This is a genomic window from Bacillus sp. bc15 (assembly GCF_900142585.1).
Classification (GTDB): domain Bacteria; phylum Bacillota; class Bacilli; order Bacillales; family Bacillaceae_G; genus Bacillus_A; species Bacillus_A cereus.
In genome coordinates, this window is the sequence record NZ_FRBJ01000004.1 from 87,954 (window position 1) to 100,557 (window position 12,604).

The following is a 12,604-nucleotide window of genomic DNA, read 5'->3' on the forward strand; positions in this document are numbered from 1 at the left end:
GATGCTATGAATAATATATTAGAGATTGAAGGTTTAACATTCCGGTATGAAGATCGGAATGTGTTAGAAAATATTAATTTGCAAGTTCCGAAGGGAGCTTTTTTAGGTTTAGTGGGACCGAATGGTTCAGGTAAATCAACTTTACTTAAGTGTTTATTAGGCGTTTTAAAGCCAAAAGAAGGAAGCATTCGTGTGTTTGGCGTTGATAGTAAGAAGTTTAAGGAATGGAATAAAGTTGGTTATGTATCCCAAAAAGCAAATAGTTTCAATTCTGGTTTTCCAGCAACTGTTTCTGAAGTTGTGTCAATGGGACTTGTTTCGAAAAAAGGGCTTTTTCGCTTTTTCACAAAAGAGGATAAGAAAAAGGTAGAAAAAGCAATTGCTGATGTAGGGATGAGTGAGTTTCAAGGTCGTAATATTGGAGAGCTTTCTGGTGGACAGCAACAGCGTGTATTTATTGCTCGTGCGCTCGTTAGTGATCCTGAATTGCTTATTTTAGACGAGCCTACTGTTGGAATCGATGTAAAAAATGTGGAAAGTTTTTACGAAATATTAGAGGATTTAAACAAAAGGTTGGGAATCACATTAATTCTTGTTACTCATGATATGGGAGCTGTTACCGAAAAAGTAACACATGTTGCATGCCTAAACCAACATCTACATTTCCATGGAAATGTAGAGAAGTTCCGAGAGTTAGAAGATGCAGAAATGTCCATCTTATATGGGCATCATGTTCATCGTTTAGAACACGAACATGAGCATCACGGGAGGATATAATGATACAAGATTTTTTACAATATGACTTTTTACGTAATTCTTTATACGCAGGTATTTTAATTGGACTTGTTGCACCGCTAATAGGTGTGTTTGTTGTTATTCGTCGTTTATCTCTTATTGCGGATGCATTAAGTCATGTGACGTTATCAGGTATTGCAGCAAGTTTATTACTTGAAAAAACCATTTTTACAGGTGGATTTTTAAACCCCTTATATATGGGGATGGTTTTTTCGATTGGTGGAGCGCTATTAATCGAAAAGTTAAGAACTGTATATAAGCACTATCAAGAATTAGCAATTCCGATTATCCTTTCGGCAGGGATGGGAGTTGGAGTTATTTTCATTTCACTTGCAAATGGATTTAACACAGACTTATTTAGTTATTTATTTGGTAGTGTCAGTGCTGTAACAAGTACGGATTTAATTATTATTGGGATTGTAGCAATTGTTGTTGTTGCGACAATTATTTTATTATATAAAGAGCTGTTTCTACTATCATTTGATGAGGAATACGCAGTATCAACTGGTTTAAGAGCGAAATGGATTCACTTTATTTTCATTATATTAGTTGCTCTTGTCATTGCAGTATCAATGCGTGTAGTAGGGGTTCTTCTCGTATCATCATTAATGACGTTACCAGTTGCAGCAAGTATTCGTATTGCTAAAGGATTTAAACAAACAATTTTCTTTTCCATTTTATTTGGTGAAATTGCAGTAATTGGTGGAATGTTTGCTTCGTATCAACTTGATCTAGCACCAGGTGGTACAATTGTTATGATAGCAGTTCTTATTTTAATCGGTGCGATTTTATGGAAGAAGAAAAAAACTGCATAAAGTAGGGATAGGTATGAATCTAACAGAAGCTTTACGCCTAATGAAGGAAAAAGGATACAAACATACTGGAAAAAGAGAAGAGATGCTCAGATTATTTGCAGCACATAATCGTTATTTAACTGCGAAAGACGTTTTAGAGCATATGAAAGACGATTATCCAGGGCTTAGTTTTGATACGATTTATCGTAACTTAACAGTTTTTGCTGAGATTGGTGTTTTAGAACAAACGGAATTAAATGGTGAAAAACATTTTCGTTTCACTTGTTCTATTATGGAACATCATCATCATTTTATTTGTTTGGATTGTGGGGGGACGAAAGAGATTACTTCCTGCCCAATGGATTTTATGAATAAAGATTTTACTGGTTATGAAGTAACGGGTCATAAGTTTGAAATATATGGTCGTTGTCCAAAATGTGCAAAGTAAAAGCTCGTCGGTTATATAACTGACGAGCTTTTTTACGTAGAAAAGAAGGTTGCTCACAAATATTGTGGCAACCTTCTTTTTATTGTTCTTGTGTCTCTTTTTCTTTTTCTTTTTCTCGTTCAGCAGCCATTTCAGCAGCAATTACGTCGATTTCTTTTTTCAGTTCTTCTACCATTGTTTCTTCTGGTACTTTACGAACGACTTGCCCTTTACGGAATAATAATCCCTCTCCACGTGCACCAGCAATACCGATATCAGCTTCACGAGCTTCACCAGGACCATTTACAGCGCAACCAAGTACTGCAACTTTAATTGGTACTTGAAGTGTAGAGATGTATTCTTCCACTTCGTTAGCGATGCTAATTAAATCGATTTCAATACGACCACAAGTTGGACAAGAGATAAGTGTCGCTGCGTTAGAAGCAAGACCGAATGATTTTAATAATTCACGAGCAACTTTTACTTCTTCAACTGGATCAGCACTTAATGAAATACGTAGTGTATTTCCGATGCCTTTACTTAAGATTGCTCCAAGACCAGCGGCACTTTTTACAGTTCCAGCAAACAATGTTCCAGATTCTGTAATACCTAAATGTAATGGGTAATCAAAAGCGCGAGCAGCTTTCTCGTATGCTTCGATTGCTAAGTTAACATCAGAGGCTTTCATAGATACGATAATATCGTGGAAATCTAAGTCCTCTAAAATTTTAATATGATGTAGCGCGCTCTCAACCATACCATCAGCAGTTGGGTATCCGTACTTTTCTAAAATGTGGCGCTCTAATGAACCAGCGTTTACACCAATACGGATTGGAATACCGCGCTCTTTTGCTGCATTTACAACAGCTTCTACTTTATGGCGACGACCAATATTACCTGGATTGATACGTACTTTATCAATGCCACCTTCAATTGCTTTTAAAGCAAGGCGATAATCAAAATGAATATCAGCAACAAGTGGAATGTTGATTTGTTTTTTTATATCAGCAATAGCATTAGCTGCGCGTTCATCTGGAACGGCAACACGGACGACTTGACAGCCAGCTTCTTCTAAACGCTTGATTTCGGCAACTGTTGCTTCAACATCATGTGTTTTTGTTGTTGTCATACTTTGTATAATTAATTCATTATTACCGCCAATTGTTAAATTACCGACTTTAACTGGACGTGTTTTTGTACGATGAGTCATTTCATTCACGAATAGATCGCTCTCCTTATAAAAGAAGTTTCTTATTTAGTCCCTCATATCAATGATAGTATACGTGATATAGGGCTATAGAAACCGAAGTGCTCGGTTTCACTTTTACTATTGTATCAGCGCCTTTATGTAATTGACAAGGATTAAGTGATGGCTTATTGATATAACGGGAATTTATAAGACTTTCCAATTTGTATTTTTGTAGCAGATGTACTTTTGTTTAATTGTTTAAAGTCGTCAATGACTTTTTCTATGGAAGGAATTTTTTTCTTGTTAATTTGTTCTGTAATAGAAAGAACTGTCTCGCCAGTTTTTACTTCAATTGTTTTATAAGATGTATCCGTTTCTTTTTCTGTTTTATTCTCTTTATTTTGTTGGCTGTCTGTGTTTTCTTTTTTAATCGTTTGGGCAGCAGTTGTTTTTTTATATGAACTTAACATCGGTAAAGTACCGATTTTTATATCGTAATAAAATATATAACCGAGAACAAGCACGAATAGGAATATACCTAACCTCTTCATATTCTTCACTCCTTTGCTAGGAATATATGCTTGTCCAAAAAAAAAATGCCTATTTAGGCATTTTTTTATTTTTCTTTCGGTTGGGGTACCTCTTTAATCGTTAAGTATAGAACGATTAAAACAACAGCGATATAAATGAATGTTGCCCCAGGTACGACGATTTTGAATAAATCCATAATCATGAAGAAAATGGTTGGGATTGTGTAGCTGTATGCAGTTAGTGTCCAAACTTGTTTATAGGATAGTTTACGTTGACCGCTCATAGCAGAACCGATGAACGCAAGTAAAGTCACGCCTACAAAAGTGATAAATAATTGGAATAGGTACACTAAGAATCCAATAACAAATAATAAAATTGGATAAATATTATCGAATAAAGAAATAAATTCTTGTAGATCTTTTTTCTCAAGAGATGCACCTAACAAATCGTTATAAGAATACGTTTGTGTTTGACCATTTCCCATAGAGACTACTTTATCTTTTAAAACAAATAAACCTGTTTTATTTTGATATTTTTCTAGGTCTGTTGAATTTGGATCAAATACGAAAAGTGCATTTCCTTCTTCTTTTTCAATAGGCTGATCAATATCGGCTTTTAGTTCGCCATTTTCAATTTTAAAATCAGGTAAATCTTTATCGATGACTTGATTTACCATGCCTACACCATCTTGGATAAAACTACCGTACAAAAAAGTTCTTGGAATAGTAGTAATTAAGCAAAGTAGCATAATATACAAAATGGTTTTACCGATTTTTTGAAAACGGAATAGCGCCATATCTTTAGGCGAGTATATGCTTTTTACGAATTGGGTAAATATGGACATAGATTCACTTCCTTTATGTATGTATAAAATCATTGTAACGTAGGAATCTAGAGAATCTCAAGATATATTATATTTACATATAGTGGAGATAACTAAATTTCTTTTTATTAACTTTCTTCTTTTAAATAAGAAAAATACAATTGACACTTTTCTTTTCTATATGGTAAATTTATCTTACCTTTCTTAAAGGGCATATCCGATAGGAATTCCTTTATTTGATATGTTGTTACATACATAATTGTGGACCCTTAGCTCAGCTGGTTAGAGCAGACGGCTCATAACCGTCCGGTCGTAGGTTCGAGTCCTACAGGGTCCATATCCATTTCGCATGTTTATTATGTTAGCAGGAAGCTTCCTTGTAGAAGGAAGCTTTTTTTACGGAATATATGAGCATTTTAATTGAAAAGAAGTGGGAATTTTGCTACTTTAATGATAGCAAGACAATGTGATTTATTTGTTTGCACCCTATGGCAATTAGGGTAGAATGAAGTTGTATGTCACTTAAGTGGCAATACATAAACTGGGAGGAATATAACAATGGCAAAACACGAATTACCAAATTTACCTTATGCGTATGATGCTTTAGAGCCTCACTTTGACAAAGAAACAATGAACATCCATCATACAAAACATCACAACACGTACATTACAAACTTAAACGCTGCTTTAGAAGGTCATGCAGAATTAGCTGACAAAAGCGTAGAAGAATTAGTTGCAAACTTAAACGAAGTACCAGAAGCAATCCGTACAGCAGTACGTAACAATGGTGGCGGACATGCTAACCATACATTCTTCTGGACAATCCTATCTCCAAACGGCGGAGGACAACCTGTAGGTGAACTTGCAACTGCAATTGAAGCAAAATTCGGTAGCTTCGATGCATTCAAAGAAGAATTCGCAAAAGCTGGCGCAACTCGCTTCGGTTCTGGTTGGGCTTGGTTAGTAGTAAACAATGGTGAGCTAGAAGTAACAAGCACTCCAAACCAAGATTCTCCTTTAACTGAAGGTAAAACGCCAGTTATCGGTTTAGATGTTTGGGAGCATGCTTACTACTTAAACTACCAAAACCGTCGTCCAGACTACATCGGTGCATTCTGGAACGTTGTAGATTGGAACGCTGCTGAAAAACGTTACCAAGAAGCAAAATAATTGTAATAAATATAGAAAAAAGCTAGGGGAGAACCCCTAGCTTTTTTTCTATGCTTTCCTTTTACATAATTGGGCTTGTCTTTGGAAGACTAGAACATGAAGTAAAGGAGAGTTGTGTATGAAGTGGAAACATATAATTGGTGACGTTGAAGTGAATCGGGATTTAGTGTTATTGCTCCTTATAGGAGGTTTATACACGCTCGCAATTTCTTTATCGAATACGTTTGTAAATATTTATTTATGGAAACAAACACAAAATTATGTGAATCTTGGCTTGTATAATTTGGCCAGCGTTATATTACAGCCTCTCACATTTCTTGTAGGGGGAAAATTAGCGAAACGTATCGATCGCTCGATTTTATTACGAATAGGAGTAGGAACGCTCGCAATTTTTTTTATTGTTGTCTTAGTAGCGGGGAAAAGTGCTTCTCAGTATATTTTATTAATGGGGGCTCTTTTAGGAGTAGGATACGGTTTTTACTGGTTGGCTTTTAACTTATTGACATTTGAAATTACAGAACCAGAAACAAGAGATTTCTTTAATGGGTTTCTTGGACTTCTTACATCCTTCTCTGGGATGATCGGACCAATAGCAGCAGGATACACAATTTCACGTATGGAGAAATGGAGTGGTTATACTGTTATATTCTTTCTTTCATTAGTTCTATTTGCAGTTGCTGTCGTCTTAAGCTTCTTTTTATCTAAAAGAGAATGTGAAGGGCGTTATGAAATCGTGCAAGTATTGAAAGAACGACGGATTGATAAAAACTGGGGAAAGATTACACGAGCTCATTTTTTCCAAGGATTGAGAGAAGGAACGTTTATTTTTGTCATTTCAGTATATGTTTATTTAGCAACTAATAGTGAGTTCGCATTAGGGAAATATAGTTTAGTGAACTCTGCTGTATCCTTTGTATGTTATTACTTAGTTGCTCGTATGTTAAAGAAGGAGTGGCGAAAAAAAGCAATTTTACTTGGAGGCATTATTTTATATGCTGTCGTCTTTTTAGTTATTTTCAATGTTACATACACGAAATTACTTATTTATGCGGCATGTATTGCGATTGCATATCCTATTTTACTTGTTCCGTATGGATCAATGACATATGACGTAATTGGTAGAGCGAAAAATGCGAGAGAATGGCGTGTGGAATATGTCGTTGTTCGGGAGCTGTGGTTAAACGCCGGAAGAATCTGTTCCATTTCAAGTTTTTTATGTGCTGTACTATTCTTTCCACCTGAAAAAAGTTTACCTTACTTATTATGTATTTTAGGTGCTGGACATTTTCTTATTTATTTTGCAGTTAAAAATGTCAAATATGATGAGGGAAATGCGAGTAAAACAAGTGTTGTAACGCAAGGAAACGCGCAAAACCAAACTGAACCAGAAGGTTAACTTCTCGTTTGTTTTATGCTAGAATAGAAAAAGATGTAAGACAGCAGTGAGGACACCTGTATGAAGGTGTCCCTTTCACATTACATAGCTGTTGGTAGAGGGGGTTTGTATGAGCAAGAAGCAGAAGCAAAATAAGAAAAAGACCCACGTTCCTTTTCGGTTAAACGTGCTGTTTTTCTGCGTGTTTTTAATGTTCTCCGCGGTTATTGTAAGGCTCGGATATGTACAAATTGTTCGCGGTGAAGAATATAAGAATGAAGTGGAGAAGAAAGAAAACTCAACGATAAGTAATCCTGTACCGCGTGGGAAAATATTTGACCGTTATGGGCGATCTGTAGTAGATAATGCAGCCATTCGTACTATTACATTTACAAAAATGAAAGGATCAACTGCAGAGGATCGCTTAGAAACAGCGAAAAAGCTAGCAGATTTGATTGAAGTACCGACAGATAAATTAACAGATCGCGATAAAAAAGATTATTGGCTTGCTATGCATAAAGAGGAAGCTAAAGAAAAAATTACGAATAAAGATCGTCAAGAGTTTAAAGATAAAAAAATTGATGATAAAGAATTAGACGAGCGTCAGCGCAGTCGTGTAACAGAAGAAGAGATTAATCAATTATCCGCAAAAGATCTAGAAATACTAGCGATTAAGAGTAAGATGGATGGCGGATATGCAATGACACCTCAAGTTCTTAAGAAAAATGCAACAGATGAAGAATATGCGATTATTAGTGAAAATTTAGCGCAATTGCCGGGAGTAGATACAAGTGTTGATTGGGAACGAAAATATGCATATGATGGTGATTTGTTCCGAAGTGTACTTGGTGGTGTAACAACTTCTGACGAAGGTTTACCAAGAGAAAGACTAGATTACTATCTTGTTCGTGATTATAATCGAAATGACCGAGTAGGAAAAAGTTATCTTGAACAACAGTATGAAGATAGTCTGCACGGTACGAAAGCAGAAGTTAGAAATGTTACAGATAAAAACGGTAATATTTTAGAAACGATTAATGTATCAAAAGGACAAAGTGGTAATGACCTGAATTTAACGATTGATATGGAATTACAAAAGCGCGTGGAGGATATTCTTACGAAGAATTTAATGAGATTTAAAGGAAGCGAACCTCTTTTAGATCGCGCATTCGTTGTAATGATGAACCCAAAAAATGGTGAAGTTTTATCTATGGCTGGGAAACAATTAGTTAACGAAGATGGTCAAACGAAAGTAAATGACTTTGCATTAGGTACCATGACAAGTTCTTATCCGATGGGGTCAACTGTAAAAGGTGCAACAGTACTTACTGGATATCAAACTGGTGCGATTCAACCAGGTTCAGTACAATTGGATGAACCAATTAAATTAAAAGGTACACCTACGAAGTCATCTTGGAAAACGATGGGATATATTAATGATCTTACAGCTTTAAAAATGTCTTCTAACGTTTATATGTTTAAAACAGCGATGAATATCGCTGGTGTTCCATATGTGAGAGGTGGTACGTTAGATATACCTCAAAAAGCATTTGATACGATGCGTTATTATTTCGGACAGTTTGGACTTGGTGTAAAAACAGGAATTGATTTACCGAATGAATCTGCTGGTCAGATGGGGAGAGGTAGTCAACCAGGTTTCTTACTAGATTTATCAATTGGACAGTATGATACGTATACACCGCTTCAATTAGCGCAATATATTTCGACGATTGCCAATGGTGGATATCGTATGCAACCACAAGTTGTAAAAGAAATTCGTCAACCGGCAGTGAAACCAGATGAAGTTGGGAAAGTTGTTCAATCTATGGAACCGAAAGTATTAAATCGTGTTGATATGCCAGAATCGCAAATTAAACGTGTTCAAGAAGGATTTAGACAAGTGTATAATGATTCAGGTGGTACAGCTACCAAATACTTTACAGGTGCAAAATATAAAGCGGCAGGGAAGACAGGTACCGCGCAAACTGTGTATGGCGGAGATAAAGAGATTGGTAGAAAGGCAAATGGTGAACGTGTGGAAACATATAACTTAACATTAGTAGGTTATGCGCCACTTGAAGATCCAGAAGTAGCATTCTCTGTTGTTGTTCCATGGGTACATGATGATAAGACTGGTATTAATGGATATATTGGTCGTGAAATTATGGACGCCTACTTTGATTTAAAAAACCAAGAAGTAAATGGTGAAGCTCCAAAAGATGATAAAAACAATAAAAATAAAGATCAAGATGATGAATAAAAAAATTTAAAAAAAGCACACTATCTGAAAAGATAGTGTGCTTTTTTTTATGGTTTATGCATATCGTGTAATAAATGTGGACAAGTATACAATATTGGGAAACACGCGGCCCTATAAATAATACTTGTATATGATGAGATAGGGGATAACTGTTTTATAGGGAAATTATCAGAGAAAATGAATAACTACTACCGATTAAAATTGTATCCCGCTATTAACGGGCAGTAAGACCCCCATCTCAAAATTCAGCGAAAGCAAAGAAGTTAGGTGGGGGTCGGGCTGTCCGTAAAAGCCCGATTGGTGAGGACTGATTAAAGTTTCACTTTATCGTATGTTGATTTTTGTGGAACTTTACAAAACTTTTACAAACAATTAAAACCGAATTAATAGTTTAGCAGTATTCTTATATCTGTAATCCTGTTATTTCCGGTTACTTCTAGGAGGAAGAACACGTGAAATGGATGCGTACACCGATTATAATTTTCGTACTATCGATATGGTTCCTCTGTTTTGAAATGTCTACTGCATTTGCTTTAAATGATATGGGAGAAGTGAGAGTTGATGGATCCTCAACGGTTTTTCCTATTATAGAAGCAGTAGCGGAGGAATATACAAAGGTGCATCCAGACGTGAAAATTTCCATCAGTGTTTCTGGAACTGGGGGAGGATTTAATCGTTTCAGTAAAGGAGAAGTAGATATAAATAATGCTTCGAGAGTAATGAAACAAGTCGAGAAAAATGAGATGAAGAAAAACTCTATTCAGTTCACACCTTTTGAGGTCGCTAACGATGGTCTTACAATTGTTGTGAATCGGCACAATACATGGGTAGACGATATGTCAGTAGACGAGTTACGTTTACTGTGGAGTGAAGATGGAAGAGAGAAGCGATGGTCACAAATTCATTCAACATGGCCACGTGAACAAGTGAAGTTTTATGCACCAGGCGTAGACTCTGGTACTTATGATTATTTTCAAAATGTCATCTTACAAAATCATCGCATTGTAAAAAAAGTCTCTTTGTCTGAAGATGATCAAGTTATTATGCAAGGGGTAATGAATGATAAACATGCCATTGCTTTTGTAGGATATGCTTATTATATGGCTAATCGAGATAAGGTGAAAGCAATAAAAGTGAATGGTGTATTTCCGACGAAAGAGACCATTCAGTCAGGTAAGTATAAGCCGTTATCTAGGCCGCTACTTACTTATGTGAATAATGCATCTATCCGAAATAAAATGAATGTAGCAAACTATGTTGAGTTTATGATTCAGCATGTTGGTAACCTCGCTGAAGAGGTCGGGTATGTAAAATTAAGAAAAGAAAAATACAATGAACAGCTGCGTATGTTAACAGAAATAAAAAGGTAATGTCAGGGTGGAAAGGGGTTTTCATCTTTGGCTCATAATGACAAAAGTCAAATTACATTTTCTGTACAACATTTGATTGAAAGAAATACAAAACAAAGAAAAAAAACGCAGCGAATCAATCGAATAATGCCTTTGTTACTAAAAATAATTGCTAGCGTTTCTATTGTTACGACACTTGGAATTGTTTTTACGCTCTCTAATGAAACAATCATGTTTTTTCAAAAAATATCATTGTACTCCTTTTTGACGGAGAAAGAATGGTTACCGTTTTTTGAAAATCCTAAATTCGGTATATTACCACTTATATGTGGAACGTTCCTTGTAACAGCAATCGCTATGTTTGTAGCAATTCCTATCGGTTTAGCGTGTGCCGTATTTTTAAGCGAATATGCTTCAAATAGTGCACGGAAAATATTAAAGCCGATGTTAGAGCTATTAGCAGGTATCCCGACAATTGTATATGGTTTTTTTGCATTAACAATTGTTACGCCGCTTTTACAAAGGATTATACCAGATTTACAGTTTTTTAATGCGATTAGCCCAGGAATCGTTATCGGATTTATGATGATGCCTACAGTTGCATCTCTATCTGAAGACGCGATGAGAGCTGTGGCGAAAGGGACGAAAGAAGCTTCATTAGCACTCGGAGCGACGCGGTTTGAAATGGTAAAACAAGTGGTGTTTCCGTCCGCTTTTACAGGGATTATGGCAGCAATTATATTAGCGGCTTCGCGTGCAATTGGTGAAACGATGATTGTTGTAATTGCGGCAGGATCCACACCAAATGTATCGCTTGATCCGACACATTCTATTCAAACGTTAACAGCCTATATTGTGCAAGTAAGTTTAGGTGATGCTCCGCATGGAACGATTACGTATTACAGCATGTATGCTGTAGGTGCAACATTATTTTTGTTTACTTTTATTATGAACATCATTTCGCAGTCAATTATGCGCCGTTTTAGGAGGATGACATAATATGCGGATGTTGAATCATAAAAAAATACAAAAAAACATGGCATCACGCTTTTTAAAAGATCGAATTTACAAATTGTTATTTTATATAGCAATTTTATTTTCAATCGTAATTTTGTTTGTGTTACTGTTTCAAATTGTTGAAAAAGGTATAAGCTATCTTTCAATAGATTTCTTTACAAATTTCGCTTCACGTAATCCGAAAGAAGCTGGTATTGCTGCGGCTTTGTCAGGGACAATATTATTTATGAGTATTGTTATACCTGTTTCTTTTATATTTGGAGTTGGAACAGCCCTTTATTTAGAGCAATATGCGAAGGAATCTCTATTTAAAAAAATAGTAGAGATTAATAATCAAACGTTAGCAGGAGTACCATCCGTTGTATTTGGATTGCTTGGTTTAACTATTTTTGTATATGCTCTTCATTTAGGAGAGAGTATAGTTGCAGCAGCACTGACGATGAGTTTACTCGTCTTACCAACAGTTGTTGTGGCGAGTCAAGAAGCAATCCGATCAGTACCAAGTGCATTATTAGAGGGTTCTTACGGATTAGGTGCTACGAAGTGGCAAACGATGTATCAAATTGTATTGCCATATGCTTTCCCGGGGATTATAACGGGCTGTACGTTAGCGATATCAAGAGCAATTGGAGAAGCAGCACCACTATTAGTTATTGGGGCACTTGCGTTTGCAAATTATGTTCCATTTAGTATGTTTGATAGATTTACAGTTTTACCAATTCAAATTTTTAATTGGATGAGTAGGCCACAAGAAGAATTTCAGTATGTAGCAGCAGCTGGGATGATTGTTTTGTTAGGTTTGTTGCTATTTATCAATATATTTGTTTTATGGTTACGAAATCGAAAATAAGTTGGAAGTGGATGAAAGGGGAAT

At 35.9% G+C, this 12,604-nt stretch carries 12 protein-coding genes and 1 tRNA gene; 10 read left to right on the top strand and 3 right to left on the bottom strand.

Going from position 1 to position 12,604, the window contains the following annotated elements; genetic code table 11:
- Positions 1-6 precede the first annotated feature (6 nt).
- Genes BUA87_RS16025 through BUA87_RS16035 form a run of 3 tightly spaced genes read left to right on the top strand, consistent with a single transcriptional unit; the run spans position 7 to position 2,037 of the window.
- Positions 7-777, top strand: a complete 771-nt coding sequence (locus tag BUA87_RS16025; protein ID WP_072940225.1) for a metal ABC transporter ATP-binding protein — start codon at positions 7-9, stop codon at positions 775-777.
- Positions 777-1,610 carry a metal ABC transporter permease gene (locus BUA87_RS16030; protein ID WP_000613817.1) on the top strand — a complete coding sequence of 278 codons (834 nt, stop codon included), beginning with the start codon at positions 777-779 and terminating at the stop codon, positions 1,608-1,610. Before BUA87_RS16025 ends, BUA87_RS16030 begins: the two co-directional genes overlap by 1 nt.
- Before the next feature lie 13 nt (positions 1,611-1,623).
- Positions 1,624-2,037, top strand: a complete 414-nt coding sequence (locus tag BUA87_RS16035; protein WP_001054516.1) for a Fur family transcriptional regulator — start codon at positions 1,624-1,626, stop codon at positions 2,035-2,037.
- A 79-nt stretch (positions 2,038-2,116) separates the two neighbouring features.
- Here the strand turns inward: BUA87_RS16035 and ispG are convergent, their stop codons facing one another.
- The 3 genes from ispG to yqgB form a co-directional block, all read right to left on the bottom strand.
- On the bottom strand, positions 2,117-3,226 hold the full coding sequence (gene ispG, locus BUA87_RS16040; RefSeq protein WP_170956784.1) for a flavodoxin-dependent (E)-4-hydroxy-3-methylbut-2-enyl-diphosphate synthase: 1,110 nt from the start codon (positions 3,224-3,226) through the stop codon (positions 2,117-2,119).
- A 164-nt stretch (positions 3,227-3,390) separates the two neighbouring features.
- Positions 3,391-3,756, bottom strand: a complete 366-nt coding sequence (gene yqfZ, locus BUA87_RS16045; RefSeq protein ID WP_000825415.1) for a protein YqfZ — start codon at positions 3,754-3,756, stop codon at positions 3,391-3,393.
- Between the two features lie 65 nt (positions 3,757-3,821).
- Entirely contained in the window at positions 3,822-4,580 is a 759-nt protein-coding gene (gene yqgB / locus BUA87_RS16050) for a protein YqgB (protein ID WP_000021895.1), read from the bottom strand.
- Between the two features lie 242 nt (positions 4,581-4,822).
- On the opposite strand from yqgB, the gene BUA87_RS16055 reads away from it, so the two are divergent.
- The 7 genes from BUA87_RS16055 to pstA all read left to right on the top strand — a co-directional run bounded on the left by BUA87_RS16055 (position 4,823) and on the right by pstA (position 12,580).
- A tRNA-Ile gene (locus tag BUA87_RS16055) sits at positions 4,823-4,896 on the top strand.
- Positions 4,897-5,117: 221 nt separating this feature from the next.
- A complete protein-coding gene (sodA, locus tag BUA87_RS16060) occupies positions 5,118-5,729 on the top strand; it encodes a superoxide dismutase [Mn] (RefSeq protein ID WP_001052031.1) in 612 nt (203 codons plus the stop codon).
- 118 nt (positions 5,730-5,847) lie between these two features.
- Positions 5,848-7,125, top strand: coding sequence for an MFS transporter (locus BUA87_RS16065; RefSeq protein WP_072940228.1), 1,278 nt, complete (start codon positions 5,848-5,850; stop codon positions 7,123-7,125).
- 109 nt (positions 7,126-7,234) lie between these two features.
- Positions 7,235-9,364, top strand: a complete 2,130-nt coding sequence (locus tag BUA87_RS16070) for a peptidoglycan D,D-transpeptidase FtsI family protein (RefSeq protein ID WP_071713588.1) — start codon at positions 7,235-7,237, stop codon at positions 9,362-9,364.
- 452 nt (positions 9,365-9,816) lie between these two features.
- Positions 9,817-10,734: a PstS family phosphate ABC transporter substrate-binding protein gene (locus tag BUA87_RS16075; RefSeq protein ID WP_000871815.1), complete on the top strand. Its 918-nt coding sequence runs from the start codon at positions 9,817-9,819 to the stop codon at positions 10,732-10,734.
- A 27-nt stretch (positions 10,735-10,761) separates the two neighbouring features.
- Positions 10,762-11,712, top strand: a complete 951-nt coding sequence (gene pstC, locus BUA87_RS16080) for a phosphate ABC transporter permease subunit PstC (protein WP_000940904.1) — start codon at positions 10,762-10,764, stop codon at positions 11,710-11,712.
- Between the two features lies 1 nt (position 11,713).
- Positions 11,714-12,580: a phosphate ABC transporter permease PstA gene (pstA, locus tag BUA87_RS16085; protein WP_029443309.1), complete on the top strand. Its 867-nt coding sequence runs from the start codon at positions 11,714-11,716 to the stop codon at positions 12,578-12,580.
- The last annotated feature ends 24 nt before the right edge of the window (positions 12,581-12,604 follow it).